This is a genomic window from Pseudoalteromonas sp. OF7H-1 (genome assembly GCF_022347825.1).
Taxonomy (GTDB): Bacteria; Pseudomonadota; Gammaproteobacteria; order Enterobacterales; family Alteromonadaceae; genus Pseudoalteromonas; species Pseudoalteromonas maricaloris.
This window is the reverse complement of record NZ_JAKRFX010000005.1, coordinates 95,351-121,982: the sequence shown is the minus strand read 5'-3', so window position 1 is coordinate 121,982 and position 26,632 is coordinate 95,351. Positions and strand designations below refer to the sequence as shown.

Below are 26,632 nucleotides of genomic sequence, written 5' to 3'. Positions count from 1 at the left end.
AGTGAAATAGGACGCAACCTGTGCGTCCTTAAGCGGGTACTAGTAATGGATCACCGAGCGGATACTCTTGCCTTCATGCATTAAATCAAAGGCTTCATTAATATTTTCGAGCTTCATGGTATGAGTGATAAAGTCATTGAGTTTGAATTCACCAGCCATATAGCGTTCAACAATCTCAGGAAGCTCTGAGCGACCTTTTACGCCACCAAAAGCACTACCGCGCCATACGCGACCGGTAACCAATTGGAATGGGCGTGTTGAAATCTCTTGTCCAGCGCCTGCAACACCGATGATCACTGACTCACCCCAACCTTTGTGACAGCACTCAAGGGCACTTCTCATGACATCTACGTTACCGATACATTCGAACGAGAAATCCACACCGCCATCGGTCATTTCAACGATCACTTCTTGGATAGGTTTGTCGAAGTTTTTCGGGTTGATAAGATCGGTTGCGCCAAGCTTTGTCGCCAGCTCAAACTTATCTTCATTGATGTCGATACCAATGATCCGACTCGCGCCAGCCATTGCCGCACCGATAATAGCGGACAAGCCGATCCCACCTAGGCCGAAAATGGCGACGGTATCGCCTTTTTGCACTTTAGCGGTATTCATTACTGCGCCCATTCCCGTGGTGACACCACAGCCAAGCAAACAGATCTCCTCAAGAGGCGCTTCTTTGTTTACTTTAGCCAAAGAGATTTCTGGCAGTACAGTGTACTCAGAGAACGTTGACGTGCCCATGTAGTGATAAATTGGTTGGCCGTCTTTATAAAAGCGGGTTGTGCCATCAGGCATCAAGCCTTTACCTTGGGTTTCACGGATCTGCTGACAAAGGTTCGTTTTACCAGACTTACAAAACTTACATTCGCCACACTCCGGTGTGTACAATGGGATCACGTGGTCGCCAACGGCAACGCTGGTAACGCCTTCACCAATCGCTTCAACAATTCCTGCACCTTCATGGCCTAAGATTGCTGGGAATACGCCTTCAGGATCGTCGCCAGACAAAGTGAAAGCATCGGTATGACATACGCCTGTAGCGGTGATTTTAACTAAGACTTCGCCTTTTTTCGGTGGCATAACATCAACTTCTTCAATACTAAGCGGTTGACCTGGGCCCCAAGCGATCGCTGCTTTAGATTTAATAAATTCAGACATGGTTTGTTCCTTTCTTAAAAGTTGATAGCAGTATAACTACATTATGATTTTTGATAATCTATAAAAATTATAAAGACTTTTACGTATATGTAATAATGGATAGGTGGATTGGCATTGATGAGTTTGTTGCGGTCGCAAGTAATGGCTCATTTAGTGGGGCTGCAACTCAGTTAAATACTTCGGTTGCGCAAATTAGTCGCCGAGTGAAAATGTTAGAGGAGCGCCTTAACATTCAACTTTTGACGCGCACTACCCGAAAATTAGCGTTGACTCAAGAAGGTGAAATATTCTTATCTCACGCAAAGCATTTGCAGCATGGATTAGATGACGCCACTGCCGCAATCCGTCAACGTGATAGACAGCCTACAGGCAAACTTAAGCTTACCGCACCGGTAATGTACGGCGAATCTTATGTCATGCCTGCCGTGGTTGACTTTATGCGTTTGTATCCCAAAGTTGAGGTGGAAATGCATTTGACGAACAACCAAGTCGACTTGCTCGATAAGGGCTTTGACTTGGCAATTCGCCTCGGTAAGTTACAGGATTCATCACTGCGCGCCAAACGGCTAACCACACGTAAAACCAAGGTGTGTGGTGCAAATATCTATTTAAATCAATTTGGCCAACCGCATACGCTCGCTGAGCTTAGCAATCATAAATGTTTAATTGGCAATAGTAGCGAATGGCGCTTTGTTGAGCACGGTAAAGCGCGACAAATTAAAGTGGCGGGGCCACTGCGTTGCAACAGTGGTTGGGGGCTCTTGGAAGCAGCAAAGCAGGGCTTAGGTTTGGTACAGTTACCGCACTATTACGTGCAAGAGGCGCTAGAGAGTGGAGAGTTAACAGAGGTACTCACCAACTTTAGACCTGAGGAGGAGGGCGTCTGGGCGCTGTATCCACCCAGACAATTTGTCGCGACCAGTTTACGATTGTTACTGGATCACTTAAGTGCGCACTTTAATAAGTTTTAGCCATAGTATCAATGGCTTGACTGAGCGCTATCTCGCGACTATCACAAAATGCACGGTCGCCTAGACGGTCATGAATGTTTAAGCGCTTGAGTTTATCGGTGGTCTCCAAATTCGGTGAATAGATAAACACACTACAGTCAGCATCAAGCGCATCTGTAATCGCATTTTCAATGGCTAAGCCCACGGTGACATCAATCATAGCTACGTCGCTTAAATCTAATACCATGGCTTTGTATTCACTAATCTTGCGGTGTTGTCTTGCGATTGCTTTTGAGACGCTAAAAATCATTGGCCCGGAAAGATAAAAGAATAATAGTTTACCGTTGGCTTTATCTAACAGCTCGCTTTCTTTTTTCGTTAGTGGCACATCTTCATCGCTATCACTGTCGCTAATTGCTTTAACGTGATTAGCTTGCACTCGGCTTAATCTCTCTATGATCATCACATTAGAGATAAATACGCCAAGGCCCACGGCAACAATCAGGTCAACAAAAACGGTAAGGAGCATTACGCCATACATAATCGCCATTTGACTGACACTAAGCTTATGAGCACGCTGGATAAAACTCCAATCCAGAATATTAAAACCAACATACACTGCAATACCAGCAAGCACCGCCATTGGGATTGGCTCGGTCAGGCTGCCCGCGATAAAGACTACAGCCATCAAAATTAGTGCCCTGAATATCCCAGCGATTGGCGAGCGAGCGCCCACTTGAATATTGACCACAGTTCCCATCGTTGCGCCAGCACCTGGCAATGCACCAAAAAGGCCAGCTATCATATTGGCAATACCTTGGCCTCTGAGCTCCTTATCAGAATCATGCTCGGTTCGCGTTAAACTGTCGGCTATTACTGCCGTTAACAACGTATCTATACAACCCAAAGTGCCCAGTACTAATGCGTCGATAAGCATTTCAACGAATAGCTCTGGTGATAATACTGGCAACACAATACTTGGCAGGCCACTTGGAATTTCTCCGATGCGGCGAATACTATCGGTATCAAAAATAATAATTGAAAGCAGTGTAACGGCGACGAGTGCGACCAGTTGAGCGGGGACGTACTGGCGCCACTTACTTGGCATTTTGAATAAGATTGCAAGTGTGATCACCCCGAGGAACAACTCAGAAAAGTGTAAGTCCATCAGCAGGCTGGGCAAGTTAGACAAAGTGCCAACAACACCACCTGCAGGCGCTTGGTGTCCAAGTAAAGGAGCAAGCTGCAAAATAATGAGGATAACACCAATACCAGACATAAACCCGGAGATGACGCTGTAAGGCATCAAGGTAACGTATTTACCTAACTTGAGTGTACCGAGTAAAACCTGAAAAGCACCTGCCATCATGACAACAGTAAAGCCCATCGCAAGACCATTTTCGGGGTACTTGCTCATCATGGCGGTGAGTACTGCTGTCATGATAACAGTCATTGGGCCGGTTGGTTCAGAAATGAGGGAGGTTGAACCACCGAACAGCGCGGCAAATAAGCCAACTAAAATTGCGCCCCACATCCCAGCTTCTGCGCCAGCACCAGAGGCAACACCAAAAGCGAGTGCGAGTGGTAAAGAAATGATTGCAGTGGTTACACCACCGAATAGGTCACCTTTTAAAGAGGCGTTTTTAAATCTCTTAAGTGTGATCATACTTTTGACTTTAACGATCAAAGAATTGACGGCATTCTACTGATAAATAACACGGAGTGCTACGAAGGACTGGTATTACCATTTGTCTACTCAGTAAAATTCGGACACAAAAAAGCCAGTCTAAAAAGACTGGCTTTTCAATTACTGCTTAGTCAACCTGAGCAGGAGAGGCCATGTCGGCGCTTGCTCTGCCTGTTGGTGACTTAGAGCCAACACCCAAGCCGCTATTCGCCACAGCCTGACGTAGTTCATGTGGCATCGCAGATGGTGTTTCTACCACGACATCCTCAATCACGCTTTGTGCTTTTGTCATTGGCGCGGCAGCCGTTTGGTTGAAGCGTACACGGCTTTGTACTGAATTGCCGTTTACTACTTGTTGAGTAGGTGCTTCAATAGCGTTAGCGGCTGGTGTCTCTTCAGTTGAAGATTCAGTAACTGCTTCAGCTGCTGTTTCCACAACCGCTTCTGTTGTCGGTGCCTCGACTGCTGGCTCCTGAACTTCAGGTGTTGCCTCAGTGTCAGAAGCCTGAGTTTCTTCTACAACTGCAGTTTCAGCTTCATCTTCAGCCTTTGTCGTTTCAACTTGTTCAGTCTCTACTGTGTCAGCGATTGGCTCAGCTTTAACCACTTTGGCTTCTTCTGGCGGCATAGCTTCAAGCTCTTCTGCGACTACCTCGTCAGCGCTTGCAGACGTTTCGGGCTTTGCAGCTTGTTGCATTGGTGCTTCAGCAGTGGTTGCCTCAACTTCGTTTTCAGGCTCCACTTCTTGCGCTGCCTTTTCGTCAACCTGTGCTTCGGCTGGCTTAGCTTCAACATCTTGGTCTGCATCAGTGTGCGTCTCAGAAACAGTCGCTTCTGCCGCTGGTGCATTATCTTCAGCTACCGTTTCAGGTGACAATTGAGTCTCAACTGTACTTGCTTCTTGCTGCACTTCCGCTTGAGTTTCACTGTCAGAAGAAGATTTCGCTTTTAGCTCAGCTTCGTATTCTGCAGCGGCTTGATCTGCTACGGGTACAAATGCAGCAGCTTGACCTTTTTCAGGCGTATCCTGACGACGGCGACGTTGACCTGCAGCTCTCAGATGACGCGGAGAACGTCTAGAGCGAGTGCGGCCTTCTTTATTTTCGTCATCAATTTGCGATTCTGAAAGTTCAGCAGATACCACCTCGGTAACATCGTTTTGTTCGTGGCGCTCAGTGCTAGCTGTTTCTTGCTGCTTTGCTTGAGCGTGTACGTCAGCTTGTTCAGAAGGTGCAGCTACTTGTTCGTTAGTTGCAGACTCTTGTTCTGACTTATCCGCGACAGGTTTCGCTTTTCTTTGCCTTGGCTTTTGTTCAGCTTTAGGCTCAGCTGTCGTTTTCGCTGGTTGTTCAAGCGGCTTTGCTTCTACTTTCACTTCTTCAGTGCTAGCTTGCTCTGACGTGTTAGTATCCTGCGCATTGCTTTCTTCCACACGTATCTTCTTACGAAGATTACGTCTTTGTCTGCGTGGTTTTACTGTCGCTTCTTTAACTGGTGCGTCTTTAGCCTCAACCGTTTCAACGTTATCGTTTACAGACTCCTTAGCTGGACGGTTTGCTTTGTCCTGATCTTGGCGCTTTCTGTTATTTGGACGACGGCGTTTGCGGTTATCACCACGTTGCTCGTTACTGTTATTTTCGTCTTTCGATTCAACCGTTGTTTCTTTTTGTTGATCGTTACGACGGCGGTTATTGTTACGACGACGATTGTTATTATTGCGACGGCGATTATCACGGTTGTTATCGCGTGATGATTTTTCTTCAGAAGATTTGTTTTCTTCTTGGTTATCGCTGTCACTAGCAAATAGGCTCTTGAACCATTGACCAATCTTTGCAAACAGGCTAGTGCCGTTTTGAGCTGGCTTTTCTTGTGGCTTACGTGCTTGTGGTTTTGCAGCTTGAGTTGGAGTAGGGGCTGGCGCAGGCGCTGGTGCATCAGGCATAACGACACCTTTTAACACAGGCTCCTCTTTCACAATTGCTTGAGCTCGAGCAATTTCAACAACTTCAGGCTCAGGCGCGGTGATCTGCTCATAGCTAGCTGCTTCTGTTGTTTCATCTTTACGCAATCTAACCACTTCATAGTGCGGTGTTTCTAAGTGTTGGTTAGGAATGATAACAACGTGGCACTCGTGGCGCTTTTCGATGCGTTGCACAGAACGACGCTTTTCATTTAATAGATAAGCACCAACAGCGACAGGCACTTGGGCGTTGACCTGAGCGGTATTATCTTTGATCGCTTCTTCTTCGATTAGACGCAAGATAGACAAAGCAATGGATTCGTTTGAGCGAATGGTGCCTTGGCCGTCACAGCGTGGACACGTATGCTGGCTTGCTTCACCTAAAGACGGACGTAAACGTTGACGCGACATTTCTAATAGGCCGAAACGAGAAATCTTACCGATTTGCACGCGAGCACGGTCAGTACGAACGGCTTCTTTCAAGCGGTTTTCTACTTCACGTTGATGGCGAGGCGGGGTCATATCGATAAAGTCGATAACGATTAGGCCACCTAAGTCACGTAAACGTAATTGGCGTGCAATCTCGTCAGCGGCTTCTAGGTTAGTGTTCAGTGCAGTCTCTTCGATATCGCCACCTTTCGTCGCTTTTGACGAGTTGATATCGATAGAAGTGAGTGCTTCTGTTGGATCAATAACGATAGAACCACCTGAAGGCAAACGCACTTCACGCTGGAAAGCTGACTCAATCTGACTCTCAATTTGATAATGCGTAAATAACGGCACATCGTTTTGATAAAGCTTAACACGATTGATGAAGTCTGGACGGAAACGCTCAATATGCGCCTTCGCTTCTTCAAAAACACGCGGTTTATCAATTAGTATCTCACCGATATCACGACGTAAATAATCGCGAATTGCACGGAAGATCACGTTACTTTCTTGGTGAATTAGGAAAGGTGCTTTACCGCTATTTGCCGCATTTTGGATTGCGTCCCAATGAACGAGTAGCGCCTTAAGGTCGTACTCTAGTTCTTCGAAAGATTTACCTACGCCCGCGGTGCGAACGATAAGACCCATACCTTTAGGTACGTTTAAGCGACTCAATGCTTCTTTTAGCTCAATACGCTCATCACCTTCGATACGACGTGAAATACCGCCAGCTCTTGGGTTATTTGGCATTAATACCAAGTAACTACCAGCGACGCTGATAAACGTTGTGAGTGCCGCGCCTTTTTGACCACGTTCTTCTTTATCAACCTGAACGATGACTTCTTGACCTTCTTTGATCACGTCTTTGATGTTAGGGCGACCATTGAATGTATAGCCATCTGGGAAATACGTTTTAGCGATTTCTTTTAAAGGAAGGAATCCGTGACGCTCAGCGCCATAATCAACAAATGCGGCTTCTAGGGATGGTTCGATACGGGTAATTTTACCCTTATAGATATTGGCTTTTTTCTGTTCGTGACCAGGGCTTTCTATATCTAGATCGTATAGACGCTGGCCGTCAACCAGTGCCACGCGCATTTCTTCTTGCTGCGTTGCATTGATCAGCATACGTTTCATATTGTAATTCTCTACTTAATTATTTACAGCGCCTGATACGTCTTGCCAGCGACAGCGTGCTACGCCTTGGATGTTCCTATTAAATGATGCAGTCTCACGACTGGGGGAAAGGGAACATATTCACAGTTTCCGCTTTAAATCAGGGTAAAATCACTGATCCATCGTTCGCTTTTTGCACGTTTATTCGTTTCACAAAGTAGTCATGCACGGGGTAAGTTGAGCTTGGTTTGCCAAGCTTGGCTATCACCATCTTTTGACTTGATTGCTTTGTGATTATTCACGAGTTGCGGCCTGCTATGCACGGGTATTACTGCAACTGTGGTAAACGTATCAGACAAATTTTAATTTCTTGCTTTTTGGTTTGTTCATCGTGTCCAGTCATTAAACGAAATATTACGCGCTTCGCACTGACTGTTCGCACGTGTTTATCTTAGATGCATGATAAAAGCTTTGGAAATATTAGCTCTAATCTGTATGATCTGCCATCCAAGATGTGCATCACGACATTGTTTTTGCGATAAAAAGCACCTCGCAAAAATTTGCGGCCTGATTATCCCACTAATAATGTCGAGATAGCAACTAAATTATTACTCAAATCAGTGATTAGGCAATGTCAGAGAAACCCGCATTACAAGTTAGCTTCGTTACCGTGACTGAAGACCAAGAAGGTCAAAGGATCGATAACTTTTTAGTTACGCATTTGAAAGGGGTGCCAAAAAGCGCCGTATATAAAATTCTTCGTAAAGGGGAAGTGCGCGTAAACAAAAAGCGGGTGAAGCCTGTATATAAACTACAAATCAATGATGAAATCCGTATCCCGCCTGTGCGTGTTGCCGAGAAAACAGAGTTTGTGCCTAAAAACCTAGATAAAGTCGCAAACTTAGAAGATGCCATTCTTTATGAAGATAAGTATCTGATAGTTATAAATAAGCCAGCTGGTATGGCGGTACATGGTGGCAGCGGCTTAAGCTATGGCTTAATTGAAGCATTAAGAGCATTACGCCCACAAGAGCAAAGCTTGGAGTTGGTGCACCGTTTGGATCGCGACACATCGGGTTGTTTGTTGATTTCAAAGCGCCGCGCTGTGCTTAAAGGACTTCATGAGCAGCTAAGAGAAAAGACCATGGAGAAAAATTACCTTGCACTGGTTTCAGGGCAATGGGATGCCAAACATAAAAATGTCACCGAACCGCTACGTAAAAATACCTTAAAGTCAGGTGAGCGAGTGGTGCGAGTCGATCATGAGCAAGGCAAGCCTTCTCATACTCGTTTTAGAGTCGTTGAGCGTTTTGAGTCCGCAACGTTAGTGCAGGCGTCACCAGTAACAGGTAGAACGCACCAGATCCGAGTGCATACTCAATGTAAAGGACATCCAATTGCGTGTGATGATAAGTATGGCGATCAGGTGTTTGATACCAAAATGCGTGAAGTGGGATTAAATAGGCTGTTTTTGCATGCCAAAGAACTCAGATTTATGCACCCAAAAACAGAAACGACACACCATGTAGAGGCGCCATTGGATGGGGCTTTGGAAGCATGCTTAGTTAAATTAAGGAAGTAACATGCGCTACAAGTGTGTGATTTTCGACTGGGATGGCACCGTCATGGACTCTGTGCCAAAAATCGTAAATACCATTCATTTGGCTGCTGAATCTTGTGGAATTGCACCCGTCAGTAACGAAGCGGCGAAAAGTATTATCGGCCTGTCTCTCGATAAAGCGATACTGACACTTTTTCCAAATCATGAAGACAAATTAGCGTCTTTAATTGCGGCTTATAAATATATCTATAAGCATCAAGACAAAACCCCAGCGCCTCTTTTGAAGGCGCTGAAGCGCTTTTAAAGCAATTACATGGCAGTGGTGTCAAAGTTGCGGTTGCAACAGGAAAAAGCCGAATAGGACTTGACCGCCTGATAGCAGAAAGCGGGTTGAGTGATATTTTCGTTACGACACGGACAGCATGTGAGGCGGAGTCTAAACCGCATCCCGATATGTTGCTTCAGATTTTGGCTGAACTAAACGTGGAAGCTACAGAGGCTGTCATGGTAGGCGATACGATAATTGATATGAATTTAGCGAAGAATGCAGGCATTGAAGCGATCGGCGTCACTATGGGTGTTGCAACAAGAGAGCAGTTATCGCAAACATCGGCTGCCCATATTTGCGATAACTATCATGACTTGTCTAACCTATTGTTGGCTTGATTGCTCTGCGAGCACATCAATACCAAACGTGAGCAGTGTTTTAGTGAGTTGAATAAGGGGAAGGCCAATCAGGGTATTGGGGTCTTCTCCTTCAAGTTTATCAAACAGACAGATCCCTAATCCTTCGCTTTTAAAACTTCCAGCACAGTTGTAAGGTGTTTCTGCATCACAATAGTTACTGATCTGTGCTTGGGTGAGTTGGCGAAAGTAAACGTGAAACGGTACCACTTCAGTGACCGTTTTGCCGCTTTCTATGTCGAAAACGGTTAAACCAGTCAAAAAAGTCACGCGATTATTGCTAAATAGGCTTAGTTGCTTAATCGCGTTTTCTTTATTATGTGGCTTTCCTAGGATCTCACCGTTGAATAGCGCAACTTGGTCTGAACCAATCACCACACCTTGTTGATATTTTGCTATTGCTGCTTTGGCTTTTGATTCGCTCAATCGCGCAACAAGTTGCTGAGCTGATTCACCTTCGAGTGCTTGCTCGTCTACATCCGGTGAAAAAGATGCAAAAGGAAGCATTAATTTTTTCAAAATTGACTGCCTAAATGGCGAACTTGAGGCTAGAATAAGGGGCGTTTTCATGAGATTTTTATCTTTGTGACAACATTGCCAACAGGATAATGCGCAATAACGCGAAAAACAAAGGGAAAGTGTATTTTTACTTTGACTAACACAGTAACTATCTATATGATGCAGCCCCTATGCAAAAGGTGAAAATTCCCATCACTATTGATCCATGCAGAGCAGCGCAACGTCGAGCATCTTATGACGGTGTTGTAATGCTTGAAGAACTTTCTCGATTGCAGCAAGTTGTGCGTGATCAAAATAGTGAAATAGCGGTAGACATTCATTTCAACATCGACGAACAAGGTTTGGTTGTTGTGCAAGGCAAAGTCCGAGCCCATCTAACCGTTGTATGTCAGCGTTGTAATGATGAATTAGGGTTGGATTTGGAACAAGACTTTGCGTATTCGCCAGTCGGATTAGGTGCAGAGTCGGATGATCTTCCCGAGCGTTATGATGTGTTGGAACTGGATGAAGAGGGTGAGGTTAATCTAAGACAGATCGTCGAAGATGAACTATTACTCGCAATTCCGATAGTCCCGACGCATGATGAAGCACTATGCTCTTATTCTGATAAGCCAAAGAGCTTTGGTGAAATTGAAGCAGAAGATAGCAAACCAAATCCATTTGAAATTTTGAAACAACTTAAGAAAGATTCTTAGGAGAAGGCTAATGGCGGTACAAAAAAGCAAGAAGTCACGCGCACGTCGTGGTATGCGTCGTTCACACGATGCGATCAGTGGACCAGCTCTAACTGTAGATCAGGTTTCTGGCGAGACTCATCGTCGTCATCACGTGACTGCTGACGGTTACTACAAAGGCGTTAAAGTAATTTCTAAGTAAGAGATTACTTTATGCTGACCGATCTAACCATTGCGTTAGATATGATGGGGGGCGATTACGGCCCCCGTTCATCTATCCCCGCAGCTATCGCTGCTGTGCTTAAGCACCCAAATCTAAATTTAATCCTCTGTGGTAATCAGCAAGTTATTGAAAGTGCTTTGACTAAAGCTAATATGCTGGATCATCCAAGACTCAAAATTAAACACTGTAAAGAAGTCGTCACTAACGGTTGTGAACCTGCCTCTGCACTTAGAAATAAAAAGCAGTCTTCAATGCGTATTGCGCTTGATTTGGTGAAATCTGGCGAAGCGCAGGCTTGTGTTAGTTCAGGAAATACAGGTGCGCTCTTTTTTATGGCCCACTATGTGTTAAAAATGTTGCCTGGCATCAAGCGTCCCGCGTTAATTTCAGCCGTTCCAACAGAGAAAAAACAGCCCGTTTATTTGCTTGATCTTGGTGCGAATGTACATTGCGACCCTGAAACCCTCTATCAGTTTGGTATTATGGGCTCAATCGTGGCTGGAGAGGCATTAAATATTCCTTCACCTAAAGTGTGTTTGCTAAACATTGGCTCTGAAGAAATCAAAGGCCATGATGGTATCAAGCAAGCTGCAAAATTAATGAAATCCTCATCTGTTATTAATTATCAAGGCTATTGTGAGGGGAGCGATATGTTCTCTGGCAAAGCCGATGTAATTGTGTGTGAGGGATTTGTCGGTAACGTCGCCTTGAAAACCTGTGAAGGGATTGCCAAACTCATCATGCATAAGTTTAGCAAAGCGTTAAAAAAGCACTTTTTTTATAAAGCGTTGGCCTTTTTACTTCGACCCGTTATAAAAAAATTGTATAGAAGGGTGAACCCCGACCAGTATAACGGCGCAAGTCTGGTAGGATTGCGCGGTATTGTTGTGAAAAGTCACGGAAATGCCACAACGAAGGCATTTTTAGCCGCGATTGAAGAGGCTGCGCAAGAAGTACAACGCAAGATCCCTGAAAAGATCCAAGCGGTGTTTGCTCAGGTCGACACAGAAAAACAACCGTCAGGTCCGCATCCCTAACACTGCTAAGTGACATGAGGACGTGGCGACAACAGAGAAAATAAGAGCACAATATGTCACAAAAAATCGCATTATTTTTCCCAGGACAGGGCTCACAAAGCGTGGGCATGTTATCTGAATTATTAGCATCTTCTGATATCGTTAAAGCGACTTTCGCTGAAGCCTCAGAAGCACTAGGCTACGATTTAGCCGAACTTGTGCTAAACGGTCCTGAAGAAGAATTAAACCAAACGCATCGTACTCAACCGGCATTATTAACCGCAAGTGTTGCTATCTTTAGAGCATGGCAAGAGAAAGGTGTTGAAGCTGAACTGACACTAGCAGGCCATAGTCTAGGTGAATACTCTGCACTAGTATGTGCAGAAGTATTAACCCTTGCAGATGCCGTTAAGTTAGTTGAAAAACGTGGTTTATACATGCAAGAAGCAGTTCCTGCTGGCACCGGGTCAATGGCGGCAATTATTGGTTTAGATGATGACGTGATTGCCAAGGTGTGTGCCGAATCTGCACAGGGTGACGTTGTTTCGCCGGTAAACTACAACTCACCAGGTCAAGTGGTGATTGCGGGTCACGTTGAAGCCGTAAATCGAGCTTCTGAAGCGTGTAAAGAAGCAGGAGCTAAACGCGCATTACCACTTGCAGTTAGCGTTCCATCTCATTGCGCATTAATGAAACCTGCGGCTGATAAATTAGCCAAAGATCTTGAAGCACTCGCTTTTTCAGAGCCAAAGTTTGATGTGATCAACAATGTTGACGTTGTTGTTGCAAAAGATGCTGCAGCAATAAAAGATGCGCTTATTCGTCAGCTCTATAGTCCAGTAAGATGGACTGAAACTGTACAAGCGGTTGCGAAAGAAGGTGTTACAACAACTTTTGAGTTCGGCCCTGGTAAAGTGATTTCGGGTCTTGTCAAACGCATCGACCGCTCAGTGTCGTGTGTGTCGGTAAATGATTTAGCTGCCATTGCAGCTGCAGAATAATAACGAGAGCATTATGAGTAATTTATTTTCTTTAGAAGGTAAAGTTGTACTAGTAACGGGTGCTAGCCGTGGTATTGGTAAAGCAATCGCTAACGCCTTAGTGGCGCAAGGTGCAAAAGTTGCGGGTACCGCAACGAGTGAGTCTGGTGCAGAACGTATCTCTGAGTATCTAGGCGAAAATGGTAAAGGTTATGCGCTAAACGTGACAAATGCCGACTCAATCGCAGCAACTTTGGATGCAATCAAAGCAGACTTAGGTGATATCGATGTGTTGGTAAATAATGCTGGTATCACTCGTGATAACTTGCTGATGCGCATGAAAGATCAAGAGTGGGATGATATCATCGATACTAACTTGTCATCTATCTTCCGCTTATCAAAAGCGGTACTTCGCCCAATGATGAAGAAGAAAAATGGCCGTATCATTAACATTGGCTCAGTAGTGGGCACTATGGGTAATGCGGGTCAAGCTAACTATGCTGCTGCAAAAGCAGGTGTAATTGGTTTTACAAAATCATTGGCGCGTGAGGTTGCATCTCGTGGTATTACGGTAAATACTGTAGCACCGGGCTTCATTCAGACAGATATGACGGATGAGCTAACTGATGAGCAAAAAGCAGCGACTTTGGCGAATGTACCAGCAGGTCGTTTAGGTCAGCCAGAAGAAATCGCAGCGGCTGTGGTTTATTTAGCATCAGATGCGGCAGCGTATGTTTCTGGTGAAACTTTGCACGTAAATGGTGCGATGTACATGGTTTAACCCGCTAAGATCACAAATCAATTGAAATTTTTGTGATCTTGTCGACAACGTACTTGAAATCGTCGCGAAAATAGGCGATAAAAAGATCCAAAGCTTTGTAACAGGTTTGACCAGAAAAAAAAGTACGGGTCAATCCTTGAATCCCAGAATGATGCGTCGTAAACTGCGCCGCAATCTGAAAATTAACGCAGTAGCGTTTAAATAAAGGAAAGAAGAATGAGCGACATCCAAGAACGCGTAAAGAAAATTATTGTTGAACAACTAGGTGTTAAAGAAGAAGAAGTTAAATCAGAAGCGTCTTTCGTTGATGATTTAGGTGCTGACTCTCTAGACACTGTTGAGCTTGTAATGGCGCTAGAAGAAGAGTTCGATACAGAGATCCCTGATGAAGAAGCTGAGAAAATCACTACTGTTCAGGCAGCTATCGACTACGTTACTGCTCACGCTGAGTAACTAGCTTTTCTATTAGGGCAGCACTCGCTGCCCTAACTCTTTCTAGACCCCCCAATTATTATAATAATCCCTTTTTGGAGGACACCGTGGCTAAACGTCGAGTCGTAGTAACTGGCTTAGGTATGTTGACGCCGCTGGGTAATGATGTTGCATCTACCTGGCAGGGCTTATTAGAAGGCCGTAGTGGCATTCGCAATATCACGCATTTTGACACAGAAGGTTTCGGAACTAAGTTTGCTGGTTTAGTTAACGACTTTGATGTCACTGAGTACATTTCCCCTAAAGATGCTAAAAAAATGGATGTCTTCATCCAGTATGGTATCGCCGCAGGTGTACAGGCTTTAAAAGACTCAGGTCTTGAAGTTAACGAAGAGAATGCCGCTAGAGTTGGTGTAGCCATTGGCTCTGGTATCGGTGGCTTGACGCTAATTGAAGAAAACCACGTTAAGCTATTAAATAGCGGTCCACGCAAGCTTTCTCCGTTTTACGTTCCTTCTACCATTATCAATATGATCTCTGGTCACTTGTCCATCATGCATGGCTTGAGAGGTCCAAATATTTCGATTGTGACTGCATGTACAACTGGCCTTCATAATATTGGCCATGCGGCACGTATGATTGCGTACGGCGATGCGGATGCGATGGTAGCAGGCGGTGCTGAAAAAGCGTCAACCCCAATTGGTATGGGCGGTTTTAGCGCGGCTCGTGCGCTTTCTACGCGTAACGATGATCCGCAAGCGGCTTCTCGCCCTTGGGATAAAGACCGTGATGGTTTTGTGCTAGCTGATGGAGCTGGTGTGATCGTACTGGAAGAGTATGAGCATGCGAAAGCTCGTGGTGCGAAGATCTACGCTGAACTGGTTGGCTTTGGTATGAGTGGCGATGCATATCACATGACATCTCCACCAGAAGACGGTGCAGGTGCTGCACAAGCTATGGTTAATGCATTGAATGATGCAGGGATCAATGCAGAGCAGGTTGGCTATATCAACGCACACGGCACTTCTACTCCAGCGGGTGACGTTGCAGAGACGCATGCTGTTAAGTCGGTATTTGGTTCTGCGGCAAAAAATGTGATGGTGAGCTCGTCTAAATCAATGATGGGTCACTTACTTGGTGCTGCGGGCTCAGTTGAATCAATTATTTCGATTCTTGCGCTGCAAGACCAAAAAGTAACGCCGACCATTAACTTGGATAACCCAGATGAAGGCTGTGATTTAGATTATGTGCCTCATACTGCCCGTGATGCGAAACTAGAGTACACTTTGTGTAACTCGTTTGGTTTCGGTGGAACAAACGGTTCGTTGCTATTTAAAAAGGTGTAGATCAGCCTTAGTAATCTTATAGCAAAGTAGGTTATGATAAAAAAGCTCGGCATTGCCGGGTTTTTTTATGTTTTGGATACCCTTAAAAAGGAAAGTGATGTGGATAATCAACAACTTTTTTCTAACACTGACAGAGGATTGGCCTATGGCGATGGCTTTTTTACCACTGCGTTAGTCTGTGATGGAAATGTTGATTTGTGGCCACTTCATAGAAACCGACTGGTGGAATGTCAGCAGCGCTTGGGCTTTCCTGAGTTACGACTAGACGAAATCGAGTTTTTGGTTCAAGAGCAAGTTAAAGATAAAGCGGAAGCGGTGCTAAAGATCCTTATCACTCGAGGGGAAGGAGGCCGTGGTTACCAAGCTCCTGAGACGCCTGAGCTGAGTGTGAGCATTCAGGTATTACCTTTTCCTTCACACTATACAACTTGGCAGCAGAATGGGATTGAGGTCGCATTAAGCCGAGTTAAACTGGGTATTCAGCCGTTACTCGCTGGATTAAAGACACTGAATCGATTAGAACAAGTACTTATTAAACAAGATGCACTGACATTGGTTTGCGACGATGTCATTGTGACGGACATCAATGATAGGGTGATTGAAGCGTCAGCGGCAAATATCATCATGATTAAAGACAACACGCTGCATACACCAGATCTTAGTGGCTCAGGCATTAAAGGGGTGTTTTTAAGCGCACTTGAAAGTAAACACGACATTAGGGTCAAAAATATTGCTTTTGACGAGTTAAAAGCAGCTGATGGTGTATTTATTTGTAATAGTTTAATGCAGTTGGTACCTGTAGTAAGAATTGAGAATAAACATTTCGATATCGCCGACTTACATGAATTGAAAAGGCGATTTTTAGGGAAGTAATATAAATGAAAAAACTGTTTATCATCGTCGCATTTTTGATAGCAGCAGCGTCATGGTGGTTATCTCAGCAAATAAATAAGGTTAAATTTGAACCACTTAATATCTCTGAGCCATTAGTTGAGATAAAGGCTGGGCAAACATTTAATCAGCTATGTCATCTATGGCAGCGTAGCGGGGCATTATCTAACTGCTTTCCTTATCAACTTTATAGTAAGTTAGAGCCTAAGTTATTCGCGTTACAAGCGGGCTTTTACGATCTTAAAGGGCTAACTGTGCTAGATGCCATCAGCAAAATTAGTCGCGGGGATCAACACAACTTTAGCTTTACAATCATTGAAGGGATGCCCATTTGGGAAGTCAAAAACAAGCTCCTCAGCGCCCCCTACTTAAGGCAAGACATTGATAAACTGACAGCACAACTGAATATATCGCAAAGTTCAGCTGAAGGATGGTTGTACCCCGATACCTACCACTATCATGGAAATGACTCAGCGCTGCGCTTACTTAAACGTGCCCATACCAAAATGCAGAGTGTGCTTGAAAAGGAATGGCAAAATAGAATGCCAGACCTTCCTTTAAACACGCCTTATGAAGCCTTGATCTTGGCTTCGATTATTGAAAAAGAAACGGGCGTAGTTGCAGAAAGAGATAAAGTAGCCTCCGTTTTTATCAATCGCTTACGTAAAGGTATGCGTTTACAGACAGATCCAACCATTATTTATGGTATTGGTGAGCACTTTGATGGTGACATTAAACGTGAAGATATCCGTGAAAAGACGCCATATAACACTTATCGAATTGATGGCTTGCCACCGACACCCATTGCAATGCCGTCTCGTGCTGCTATCCATGCGGCACTTAACCCAGCAACAACCGAATACTTTTATTTTGTTGCGTCAGGAGATGGTGGGCATCACTTTTCGAAAACACTGACTGAACATAATAAAGCGGTGAAGAAATTTATTTTGAAACAATGACATCGAAAGAGAGGGCTAACCCTCTCGTTACTCTCTATTACAACACAAAATATTCTTTAATACCTGCCAGTACACTAGATACTGCGACTGAAGCTAAAATAAGTCCCATTACTCGGCTGACGATACTTGCGCCACTATCACCAATCCATTGGTGAATTTTTGTCGCAACCAGTAAAAATATTAACACGATAGCCAATACGCTGAGCATAATCATCGAGGTTTGGAGTTGTTCAAATACATTGTTTTCGCTGTTTTTAGTCAGCAAAACGGCTGCCAACATTGCCCCTGGGCTTGCGATAGAAGGCATTGCTAAAGGGAAAATAGCGGTGTCGGATGCTTTACTGTCTAACTTAATCTCTTCACTCGGCTTACCCTCGCCAAAAATCATTGTCATGGCAAAGATGAATAGTACGATGCCTCCGGCAATCGCGAATGCAGGTAGGGGAATACCAATTGCGTTTAAAATGATTTCGCCTGCAATAATAAAAAACAGCAATACAATGGCTGCAACCAGTGTGGCTTTAACCGCTATTTTTCGTTTTGTCGCAATATCAAAGCCTGTGGTGGTTGCGATAAATACTGGAATGGTGCCAATGGGGTCGATGACCGCAAAGAAAAAAATGAACGTTGAGATATAGTGTTCCATAGTTCCCTATTATGAAATAAAGGTTGTTCACAAATTATACCAGTTGTATTAAGTAAATGATCTATCTTGAAGCGGGGAAATAGCTTTAGTAGCAAGGCAAAAATTTTGCTATTTAGTTGTTCTAAATGAGAAATTTTTAACGAAGCTAATATGCTATTTCACCCTTCAAATTGATTAGAGAATTAATTCAATTGGTATTACTTATGGTTGGCCGATTGTTATTGACCAACGGCAAATAATATTACTGATATCATGACTTTATTCTGAATATTCACTTAATTTTATATATTTTTTCATTCACAGTATGTACCCAAGCCACTGCGTCGTTGTAGTTCTCGAAGTTCTTAATCGTTAAGCCGTGCTTGTCAGCAAATGCTTCAATTAATCCACTTTTGGTGTCTGAGGGGGAGATTACTCGGGCAAGAGTAATCCCATCGACAAATTGATTGAGTTTTTGTAAAACGGTTAGCACGCTTGGATAGTCGTAGGTGATATGTAATTGAGAGACGTCGATAACTAAACTTTTTAGCTGATTCGATTTAAGTGCAAGTCCTAAATTTTTGTACATCTCGATAATATTGGCTTCCACGCATTCCCCGTATGCGGCTGCGTGGATAAGTTTCTCTTTACTATCAACCGTTGCTCTATAAGAGAATTTCGCCATGCTCTATTGCACCTTTTATGCATATAGATAAAAGGATAGTTCAATTAGCTGGCGATACCAATTTCAAAAAGCGCACCTAAGCAGAGCTTAGTTATATCGCTATGCTAGCTCTTCAGCTACCTCAGCAATTTTTTGTCTCAACCAAATGTGGCTCGCATCGCGGTGTAATAGCGGGCTCCAAATCATATCTAACTCAAACGGCGGAATAGGGAATGGCGGTTCCAGAACCGCTAAGGTCGGATCATCACGATAGATATTCGCGGCTTTTGACGGCAATGTTGCGATTAAATTCTGCTCTTTTGCTAAGTGAATTGCAACGTGATAATTACGTGTAAAAGTTGCGATGTTTCTGTGTTTTCCAAAGTGTGCAAGCGCCTCGTCAACCCAGCCAAGCTTCTGTACATCAGCGGGATCCATTCCAACCCCAACACCAAATCCGGTTTTACTTACCCAAATATGGCGAGATTTTAAATAGGCATCAAGCGTAAAGTTGGTAATAACCGGGTTATCGGATTTCACCAGACAGCAAAAACTATCCTTCCAAATTCGTTTGTGGTGAAACGATTGAGGTAGATTTTCGAAGCGGTTAATTGCCATGTCTACCTTGCCATTTTCTACATCATGAAAAGTAACATCACTCGGCGTGAGAATATCAAGGGTTGTATCTGGGGCTTCTTCATGAAGTTTAGTTAGAAGTTTCGGCGCAAGCGTACTTGCAGCATAATCGCTGGCCATAATCCTAAATACTCGATTACTACTCGCTGCTTCAAACTCCCTGTTAGGGGCTAAGGTTTCTTCCAAAGTCATGAGTATGCCACGGATCACAGGCTGCAGCTCAAGCGCGCGCTCTGTTGGCACCATGCCTTCGCTGGTACGTACCAAAATAGGGTCGTTAAAGAGGTTTCTGAGACGCTTAAGACCGTTACTCATTGCCGGTTGGGTAATACTTAATTGATTTGCGGCACGTGTTACATTGCACTCTCGAAGTAAGGTATCGAGGTAAACCAGCAGGTTAAGGTCAATTTTACTAATGTTCACTCAGTTTTCCTTTGTATTATTCTTCTTTTTTGGCATCTTGGAGAAAGCGATTTTCATGTGGATAAGGGTAAATATGTCTTACGACTTTCTCACGAATATCTCGTTGTGCTTGCTGCCAAAACAACACCTCAGCCAAATCAGCATGATGGCGCAGAAACATTTCCTTTAGTGTAGGATTTGTCAGAACAAATGTACACAACTGTTCAGGAAAGACGTCTTGTGGTGCACTGGAAATATCGCCAGAGTCGTACATATTATCAAGTCCTTGTTTTGGCAGCGCTCTAAAGTTCATTTCTGTGAGATATTGCACCTCATCATAGTCATAGAAGATAACTCTATGATGTTTACTTACGCCAAAGTTTTTTAACAGCATGTCTCCTGGAAAAATGTTTACAGCGAGCATTTCTTTGAGCGCATAGCCATAATCTCTAATGACTTGCTCGCACGTTTCTTCATCGGCTTGCTGTACAAAGAGGTTGAGCGGTGTCATGCGGCGCTCAATATACAAGTGCTTTATCACCATATTATCCCCCTCAATACGTATACTTTGAGAGATAGAATCGAGCAATAGCTGATAAAGGGCTGGTGAAATACGTGCAAGTGGGATCACTACATCGGAATATTCAATTGTATCTGCCATTCTACCCACACGATCGTGGCGCTTTACGAGTTGGTAGCGCTCTAAAACGGTTGTCTTTGTAAATGGCTTACTTTCTGGAAATTGGTCACGGATCACTTTAAAAACATAGGGAAAGCTTGGCAGAGTGAATACCATCATCACCATACCCGGTGTACCTGGTGCGACTTCAAATTGTTCTTCGGAATTAGCTAAGTGGTGTAAAAACTCACGATAAAATTCGGTTTTCCCCTGCTTATGAAAGCCGATGGCGTTATAAAGCTCAGCCTTTGTTTTATTTGGCATAAGTTGATTTAAAAACTTAACTAGCGCAGATGGAGCATGGGTCTCTACTAAAAAGTAAGCACGTGCAAAACCAAAAATCACCCGCATTTGTGAGCTATTGGTAAGCAGCGCATCAATCAGTAAGCCCCCTGTTTGTGCATGTAACACTGAAATGATAAACGGCTGTACACCAGATTTAGATACCACTCGGCCGACAATATAGGCACCTTTATTACGATAGAAAGGTGCGCTGAGGATATCGAAGCGCATTAAATGCGCCTGATGATGCGTGTTGGGTGCTTGTTTAAGAAACGCCTTAACGAGTAGTCGAATATCTCTATCTAAATCTTCAAACTCACAATGGAAGTCGATATGTTCAATGATTCTTTTTATGGTGGGCTTAAGGCCACTGACGACTGGAAAATAACTTCGATACTCAGCTTCTACAGGGAGTGATGTGGCGTTAGCAAGCTGGGTTTCAACAAAAATGAAATCGCTATTGTAATATCGGCGGTGAAAGAGACGACAAAAAACTGAATTATAGAAAGTTTCAGCAAGCTCTGGTTGAGGGTGAAAGGTAAGACGCTCAAGGTAAGCCTGTTTTACTTGATACCATAGCGATTCATCCAGTCGCGTCGAGCCATAGAGTTGCATTAACTTCTGTGCGGTTTCATCAACTTTGCTATCGTATTGGCTGATCCTCGCTTTACTTATTCGCTCTATCTCTCCCCAATTTTGAGCAGCAAAAGCGATGGGTGCCAGTTTGGTAATTTTTACAAATGCGTGATAGTGGTTTTGAAAACCTGATAAAATTCGCTCTGCTAACTGCTGTGCTTGCATCTACATCCCTCATAAATTATCCACGCGTAGTGGTTTCACTTTACAAGGTAATGTGCGAAAAGTCATCTGGTAATACCAGTCAAGGCATTTGCATAACTATAGCGAATGCTCATTGACCAAGTGTGATTCTCAAAAAGCAATCAATGTAAATGAGCGGCTATATCACTCATATTCTTTGAGTTGCTTTTCTAATTTTGAAATCTCTTTCTCTAGGCTTTTAATTGCTTTAGCATGTGCCTTATTAATGGCCTTTATTTCCTTTTTAACTTGCCTTACAACCTTTTTACGCCTGTCTTCATTCATCAGCTTAGTTAATTTATCCTGTTGCTCTCTAACCGCGGTATCTCTTTTGCGATTGAGCACGGCTTTTTCATGGTGTTTGGCTCTGAGCGCACGCTTTGTCCTTTTCGCAATTTGGTTACGTTCCAAATTGTTTAACGTTTTATAGTGCTGCTCAGAGGGAGCCGAGGCTTTAGGATCGGATGTAGTTATTGTATGCTGAGTCGCATTGGCCGAGCAGGGAAATTGGCTAAAAACGATGCCTCTGTCGGTCGTGCATTTGAAGTATTTTACCGTTGTTGTGGCGAAACAATGAGTAGAGACAAAAATCAGTACAAATAGTTTTAGATATAATTGCATGTGGCATCCTTGCTGTAACAGTTAATATCTACTTAACCATAGATGACATCCCACTTTGTTCAAGGTTATTGCGCTTCAGGGGCCGTGAATTTTTTTAATGTCTTAATACTTTGTATTAAAAATGGAATATCTAGATTACCGTTTAACACAAAGCCTTCCTTTGCTGACATCTGCTTGAAGCTACCATCTTGATTGACTAAGGTGATTTTGTCTTTTTTGAAGGCAACTAAGACACCTTGCGTAAAGTTGACGCCTTCTGCATGAGAGCGAGTTTTAATGTTCGATGCCAGCATACTTTGTTGAGCAAGGGGGTCGCAGCCTAGATAAGAGCTTAATAGGGTGTAGGTGATGTCATTGGGCTGCACAAGACCAGAAGCCTGAGCAAACAGCTCAATGTTCGTTACCGCAGAACTGGTTAATACCGTCGCTTGCTGTGCACTAATATCAATTGCCACGAACGGCTTTGAACTATCAATGTCAATTTTGTCACTTACTTCAATGATTGTTAATTTACTTGCTTGATGAGAAGGAACAAAAGAGAACTCGCCGTTAGCATCAACACTCATTAAGTCATTATTAATTGACCATACCGGAACTTGCTGCTGTAGCAGAACAGACTCTTTATAATAACTCGGTAGACCGTATATCAGGCTGAATAACGCATCGCTGCTATTTCCTGCGCGTAAAACAGAATCCATTCGGAACACGTTATTTTTACCGTTGCTCTGAAGTGCTGTTGCTGTTTTTTGGAACAGCGCCTCATCTGTGTAAGCATAAACGTTGATAGGTTGCTTTGTGGTATCTTTCTTTTCTTTGCATACCGCCGAAATTACAGGGGCTTTGTATTTTGAATGCGTATCACCAATGCTTAGTGAGTGCGCTTCTTCATACTGCTCGATATCAAGTAAATCATGTCTGGCAAGTAAGCTCTTTGCGGTTGTAGGATAAGAGAGGGGTAATACATTATCTTGCTTAGTGATATCGAAAAAGGCATTCGCATCAGCCCAAATATGCAAGCTGTGACTGAGCGCAAAGCAGGTAACAATGGTGCCAGTAGCATAGCGAGGGAATTTATAGGATTTAAGCTCGGCCAAATGACGCCAAGCATAATTGCCTGCGAGTAGTTCAAAAGTGAGCACCAGTCCAAGCATTGCAATGGTAATGATGAGATTAACTAGGGATGATCCGACTAAGGTTTCCCACAATAAAACAAAAATATCGGAAAGCGAAGCTGGGTTTATATGGTAGCCAAGTTGTAAGTAAACAAAGGCATCTACTGTTAGTACAACAATACCAACCGAGGCAATAATTGCAGCCATCCCGCGAATATGTCGCGGGTAAGGGAATATTAAACTAAGCGGAAAGATAGTTAATACAAACGCACAAAAAGTGATAAAGCTGGTATGGCTTATCCACGTGATCAGCATATAAAACCAACCGACAAAGGTACTTGGCGCTTTGTCGGCGAACAAATAAACTGAGCTAATCAATAAAACCAAGCCAATGTTAGCAAAGGTAAACCAGTGTCCCCAGCTGAGTAATTGACTTGCTTTTGATGAAAAAGGGCTGTGCGGTGTAAGATTCATTCCGTTACTTTACTGATTGTGTAAGTGCTTTGGCAAAATTTTCGGCAACAGATTGTCTCTTACTCTCTGGAACATGTTCTTTTAGAATGTGCGTGATAGAATTACCCAAACACATTAAGCTGAGATCAACTGGTGCGTTTTGCGAGCTTAATACATTAACTAATTGGTCAACAATTTCTTCTACTTGTTTATTGGAATACTTTGATTGGATAGGCATCAGTTGGTTCAATTTATAAAAGCAATAATTTTTACATTTTAACATTAGAGGCGTGAAAAACAAAGATGAGCGTTGAGGTAAAAAAACTAGTTGTTCACTATGTAGACAAACAAGACGAAGATACCGAAATACATCTACGTGACGATGAAATGCAAATCAATGACAAAGTTAATGTTTTCATTGAACAATTGCATCATGCCTACAATGGCAAACCGGGTAAAGGGTTCTGTGCTTTTAGCGGCGAAAAAAGCAGTGTGGTCGCGTCTGCGATGCAGAGTTATAGAAATAATGAGCTTAACTTTTGGAATTTAACCCAAGAAGCAACCAATGTGCTTAAAGAAGAGCTTAATAAGTATGCATTTCATGAAACTGGGTATTTAGTGTTTTGTCATTATCAGTATGTTGCCAGCAATTTTATTATGATTGCACTGATTAATATTAAAGAGCATTACACGATTACCTCAGACCTAGACTTATCCGCAGCAAAACACTTAGATATTTCACGTATGCAATTGGCTGCTAGAATCGATTTAGATGCTTGGGATACAGCCGCAGAAGAAAACCGTTATATTTCCTTCATTAAGGGGCGAGCTGGTCGAAAGGTTGCTGATTTCTTTTTAGATTTTCTTGGTTGTGAAGAGGGGATCGATCCAAAGCAGCAATCGCAAACTATGTTACACGCGGTTGAGGATTATTTGTCGACACAGCAATTTGAAAAGTCTGAAAAAGACGACATCCGCAAGGAAATTTTTGATTACTGTAACGACTGTGTTTCAAGCGGCGAGGATGCAGATGTTAACACACTGTCCGAGACGCTTTCTAAGTCTTCAGACGTAAAGTTTGAAGACTTTTATAAAGAGCAGGGCTATGAGCTGGAAGAAAGCTTTCCTGTCGATAAAAAGACAGTCACGAGTATGGTGAAATTTTCTGGGCTTGGCGGTGGAGTAAGCGTTGGCTTTGAACGTAAGCATTTGGGTGAGCGGGTTATTTATGATGCTGCGACTGATACGCTTACGATTAAAGGTGTACCGCCAAACTTGAAGGACCAAATTGAACGTTATTATAACGACGAATCTTAATTGTTAAAAAGCAGCGTAAGCTGCTTTTTTGTTCCTATTTCATCCCTTTTTCTGCAAATATTTTTATCAATTTGCTGCTTTTGCTAGCATTTTTTTAAATTTAACTATACTTGCAATGTAGTACTTGTAGAACAAGCAATTGGGATGAATCACAATGAAGATGAAACTAGCTTTAGGTTGTACCCTTTGCCTTGCCTGTTTTTCAGGGCATGCAGAGGTTAACTTTTCCGGATTTGCAAGTATCAATGCTGGTAAGGTGTTGAGCGGAAGTGGTGTTCCACAATTCGGAATAAACGATCCAATATTTCTCGCCGATTATCCTATCGTCAGTGTTTACGACGAGGATATCTCATTTGAACCTGAAACATTGATGGGCCTTCAATTTAGTGCTGATCTAACCGAAGGTTTAAGCGTTACTGGTCAGATTGTTGCGCGCGGCGCAGACGATTTTGATGCAAAGTTTGAGTGGGCTTATTTGTCCTATGAGATTAATGAGAATTGGACGTTCCAAGCAGGTAAAAAGCGCTTACCGCTATTTTATTATTCCGACTTTTATGATGTGGGTTATGCCTATATTTGGATGCGTGCACCCGCGGACAACTACACCTGGCAAATCTTTAATTATAATGGCATCAATATGCTCTACAGCGGCAGTATAGGCGACTGGTCATTAAGCGGGAATATTTACGCTGGTAAAGAAGACGATGATGACAATAAGCTGTTGAGCGAGTTTTTCTTTCAAGAGCCAACTAGAGAAATCTGGAAAGACATCCTAGGCGGCGTAATTCAAACCAGTAATGATTGGCTTGAAGTGCGTTTAACCCACATGCGTTACACCAACCAGCGGTATCGCTCTGGAGAGCCCGTCTTATGGGAGGGGAGTGATGAGCGAGATGGTAAGTTTTATGGTTTAGCAGTAAATGCAGACTGGGGAAATTTCTTTATTTTATCTGAGCTAAATCGGTTGGACTTAGACGGCAATCTAGACACCAAGATGCTGACACTGGGCTATCGCTTTGACAATATCACGCCATTCGTATCTTACGCAGATTTTGAAGGCGAGGGCGACGATGCCGAAAGCCATGAAACCACTTCGTTTGGAGTACGTTGGGATTTCCATTCTTCCGCCGCTTTCAAGATCCAGTATGATGAGGTAGAGGATAACTCCGTTGGTTTAGCGGTCGCAGGTGATAGTAAAGCCATTACAATTGGTATCGACATGGTATTTTAAGGAGAGAAGCATGAAAAAATTATTTTTACTTACTCTACTTTGCAGCGCTTATAGTTGCCTAGCCGTGGATGTCATTGTCAATCCTGCCAATACTTCTACACTGGATGAGAACGAAATTAAGCAAATTTTTATTGGTAAATCAAAGTCATTCTCCGATGGCTCTAAAGCACTTCCGATAACACAGGCTGATGGCTCGACGGTAACCGATGAGTTTAATGAAAAGGTACTTAATAAGTCATCAAGCCAACTTAAAGCTTATTGGTCAAAATTAGTATTTACTGGAAAAGGGACGCCACCAAAAGAAGCCGCCGATGATGCTGAGGTACTTAAACTCGTTGCGAGTAACCCTAACCTAATTGGGTTTGTGTCTTCGGGAGCTGCAGATAGCAGCGTTAAAGTGGTGAAATCATTCTAGGAAGGGA

25 protein-coding genes and 1 pseudogene are annotated in these 26,632 nt (G+C 43.4%); 15 read left to right on the top strand and 11 right to left on the bottom strand.

Going from position 1 to position 26,632, the window contains the following annotated elements; all coding sequences use genetic code 11:
* Positions 1 to 39: 39 nt before the first annotated feature.
* Positions 40 to 1,161 carry an S-(hydroxymethyl)glutathione dehydrogenase/class III alcohol dehydrogenase gene (locus tag MHN30_RS08360; protein ID WP_130164260.1) on the bottom strand — a complete coding sequence of 374 codons (1,122 nt, stop codon included), beginning with the start codon at positions 1,159 to 1,161 and terminating at the stop codon, positions 40 to 42.
* A gap of 95 nt (positions 1,162 to 1,256) precedes the next feature.
* Here MHN30_RS08360 and MHN30_RS08355 point away from each other — a divergent pair, with 95 nt between their 5' ends.
* On the top strand, positions 1,257 to 2,132 hold the full coding sequence (locus tag MHN30_RS08355) for a LysR substrate-binding domain-containing protein (RefSeq protein WP_239359228.1): 876 nt from the start codon (positions 1,257 to 1,259) through the stop codon (positions 2,130 to 2,132).
* Here MHN30_RS08355 and MHN30_RS08350 read toward each other — a convergent pair.
* Together MHN30_RS08350 and rne are read right to left on the bottom strand one after the other, a co-directional pair.
* Positions 2,119 to 3,777, bottom strand: a complete 1,659-nt coding sequence (locus tag MHN30_RS08350; protein ID WP_010605005.1) for a SulP family inorganic anion transporter — start codon at positions 3,775 to 3,777, stop codon at positions 2,119 to 2,121. The genes MHN30_RS08355 and MHN30_RS08350 overlap by 14 nt on opposite strands.
* 148 nt (positions 3,778 to 3,925) lie before the next feature.
* Complete coding sequence (gene rne / locus MHN30_RS08345) at positions 3,926 to 7,324, bottom strand: ribonuclease E (protein ID WP_130164258.1); 3,399 nt, start codon at positions 7,322 to 7,324, stop codon at positions 3,926 to 3,928.
* Between the two features lie 610 nt (positions 7,325 to 7,934).
* Between rne and rluC the strand changes: the two genes are divergently transcribed.
* On the top strand, positions 7,935 to 8,885 hold the full coding sequence (gene rluC, locus MHN30_RS08340) for a 23S rRNA pseudouridine(955/2504/2580) synthase RluC (protein WP_130164257.1): 951 nt from the start codon (positions 7,935 to 7,937) through the stop codon (positions 8,883 to 8,885).
* A 1-nt stretch (position 8,886) separates the two neighbouring features.
* Positions 8,887 to 9,530, top strand: a pseudogene (locus tag MHN30_RS08335) (HAD-IIIA family hydrolase).
* Here MHN30_RS08335 and MHN30_RS08330 read toward each other — a convergent pair.
* Positions 9,516 to 10,118: a nucleoside triphosphate pyrophosphatase gene (locus tag MHN30_RS08330; protein ID WP_130164255.1), complete on the bottom strand. Its 603-nt coding sequence runs from the start codon at positions 10,116 to 10,118 to the stop codon at positions 9,516 to 9,518. The pseudogene MHN30_RS08335 and the gene MHN30_RS08330 sit on opposite strands and share 15 nt — an antisense overlap.
* A 119-nt stretch (positions 10,119 to 10,237) precedes the next feature.
* On the opposite strand from MHN30_RS08330, the gene yceD reads away from it, so the two are divergent.
* From yceD to mltG, 9 genes are all read left to right on the top strand, one after another.
* On the top strand, positions 10,238 to 10,762 hold the full coding sequence (gene yceD, locus MHN30_RS08325) for a 23S rRNA accumulation protein YceD (protein ID WP_010374009.1): 525 nt from the start codon (positions 10,238 to 10,240) through the stop codon (positions 10,760 to 10,762).
* A gap of 10 nt (positions 10,763 to 10,772) precedes the next feature.
* Positions 10,773 to 10,943, top strand: a complete 171-nt coding sequence (gene rpmF, locus MHN30_RS08320) for a 50S ribosomal protein L32 (protein ID WP_010374010.1) — start codon at positions 10,773 to 10,775, stop codon at positions 10,941 to 10,943.
* 11 nt (positions 10,944 to 10,954) lie between these two features.
* Entirely contained in the window at positions 10,955 to 12,001 is a 1,047-nt protein-coding gene (gene plsX / locus MHN30_RS08315; protein ID WP_010374011.1) for a phosphate acyltransferase PlsX, read from the top strand.
* A 53-nt stretch (positions 12,002 to 12,054) separates the two neighbouring features.
* The gene (fabD, locus tag MHN30_RS08310) at positions 12,055 to 12,981 is read left to right on the top strand and encodes an ACP S-malonyltransferase (protein WP_211857749.1); all 927 of its coding nucleotides are present in this window, start codon (positions 12,055 to 12,057) and stop codon (positions 12,979 to 12,981) included.
* Positions 12,982 to 12,994: 13 nt separating this feature from the next.
* A complete protein-coding gene (gene fabG, locus MHN30_RS08305; RefSeq protein WP_130164254.1) occupies positions 12,995 to 13,741 on the top strand; it encodes a 3-oxoacyl-ACP reductase FabG in 747 nt (248 codons plus the stop codon).
* 216 nt (positions 13,742 to 13,957) lie between these two features.
* A complete protein-coding gene (gene acpP / locus MHN30_RS08300) occupies positions 13,958 to 14,194 on the top strand; it encodes an acyl carrier protein (protein WP_010374019.1) in 237 nt (78 codons plus the stop codon).
* A gap of 86 nt (positions 14,195 to 14,280) precedes the next feature.
* On the top strand, positions 14,281 to 15,519 hold the full coding sequence (gene fabF / locus MHN30_RS08295) for a beta-ketoacyl-ACP synthase II (protein ID WP_010604997.1): 1,239 nt from the start codon (positions 14,281 to 14,283) through the stop codon (positions 15,517 to 15,519).
* A gap of 33 nt (positions 15,520 to 15,552) precedes the next feature.
* Positions 15,553 to 16,392 (top strand): aminodeoxychorismate lyase, encoded by an 840-nt coding sequence (pabC, locus tag MHN30_RS08290; RefSeq protein ID WP_045989938.1) that lies wholly within the window; start codon positions 15,553 to 15,555, stop codon positions 16,390 to 16,392.
* A gap of 5 nt (positions 16,393 to 16,397) precedes the next feature.
* On the top strand, positions 16,398 to 17,369 hold the full coding sequence (gene mltG / locus MHN30_RS08285; protein WP_239359227.1) for an endolytic transglycosylase MltG: 972 nt from the start codon (positions 16,398 to 16,400) through the stop codon (positions 17,367 to 17,369).
* Positions 17,370 to 17,406: 37 nt separating this feature from the next.
* On the opposite strand, the gene MHN30_RS08280 is transcribed toward mltG, so the two are convergent.
* From MHN30_RS08280 to MHN30_RS08250, 7 genes are all read right to left on the bottom strand, one after another.
* Positions 17,407 to 18,015 (bottom strand): MarC family protein, encoded by a 609-nt coding sequence (locus MHN30_RS08280; protein ID WP_239359226.1) that lies wholly within the window; start codon positions 18,013 to 18,015, stop codon positions 17,407 to 17,409.
* A gap of 271 nt (positions 18,016 to 18,286) precedes the next feature.
* Positions 18,287 to 18,679, bottom strand: coding sequence for a hypothetical protein (locus tag MHN30_RS08275; protein ID WP_239359224.1), 393 nt, complete (start codon positions 18,677 to 18,679; stop codon positions 18,287 to 18,289).
* Between the two features lie 99 nt (positions 18,680 to 18,778).
* Entirely contained in the window at positions 18,779 to 19,717 is a 939-nt protein-coding gene (locus MHN30_RS08270) for a LysR family transcriptional regulator (protein WP_010374031.1), read from the bottom strand.
* Between the two features lie 16 nt (positions 19,718 to 19,733).
* Positions 19,734 to 21,458: a bifunctional isocitrate dehydrogenase kinase/phosphatase gene (gene aceK / locus MHN30_RS08265; protein ID WP_239359222.1), complete on the bottom strand. Its 1,725-nt coding sequence runs from the start codon at positions 21,456 to 21,458 to the stop codon at positions 19,734 to 19,736.
* Positions 21,459 to 21,620: 162 nt separating this feature from the next.
* Positions 21,621 to 22,097, bottom strand: coding sequence for a DUF4094 domain-containing protein (locus MHN30_RS08260; RefSeq protein ID WP_130164249.1), 477 nt, complete (start codon positions 22,095 to 22,097; stop codon positions 21,621 to 21,623).
* Positions 22,098 to 22,162: 65 nt separating this feature from the next.
* Positions 22,163 to 23,683, bottom strand: a complete 1,521-nt coding sequence (locus MHN30_RS08255) for a DUF3413 domain-containing protein (RefSeq protein ID WP_239359221.1) — start codon at positions 23,681 to 23,683, stop codon at positions 22,163 to 22,165.
* 4 nt (positions 23,684 to 23,687) lie between these two features.
* The gene (locus tag MHN30_RS08250; RefSeq protein WP_010374035.1) at positions 23,688 to 23,900 is read right to left on the bottom strand and encodes a DUF1414 domain-containing protein; all 213 of its coding nucleotides are present in this window, start codon (positions 23,898 to 23,900) and stop codon (positions 23,688 to 23,690) included.
* Positions 23,901 to 23,965: 65 nt separating this feature from the next.
* Between MHN30_RS08250 and yejK the strand changes: the two genes are divergently transcribed.
* The 3 genes from yejK (at position 23,966) to MHN30_RS08235 (ending at position 26,625) form a co-directional block, all read left to right on the top strand.
* Positions 23,966 to 24,979 (top strand): nucleoid-associated protein YejK, encoded by a 1,014-nt coding sequence (gene yejK, locus MHN30_RS08245; protein WP_039497545.1) that lies wholly within the window; start codon positions 23,966 to 23,968, stop codon positions 24,977 to 24,979.
* A 154-nt stretch (positions 24,980 to 25,133) separates the two neighbouring features.
* Positions 25,134 to 26,210, top strand: coding sequence for a porin (locus MHN30_RS08240; protein WP_010604987.1), 1,077 nt, complete (start codon positions 25,134 to 25,136; stop codon positions 26,208 to 26,210).
* Positions 26,211 to 26,220: 10 nt separating this feature from the next.
* Positions 26,221 to 26,625: a phosphate ABC transporter substrate-binding protein gene (locus tag MHN30_RS08235; protein WP_039497548.1), complete on the top strand. Its 405-nt coding sequence runs from the start codon at positions 26,221 to 26,223 to the stop codon at positions 26,623 to 26,625.
* Positions 26,626 to 26,632 lie beyond the last annotated feature (7 nt).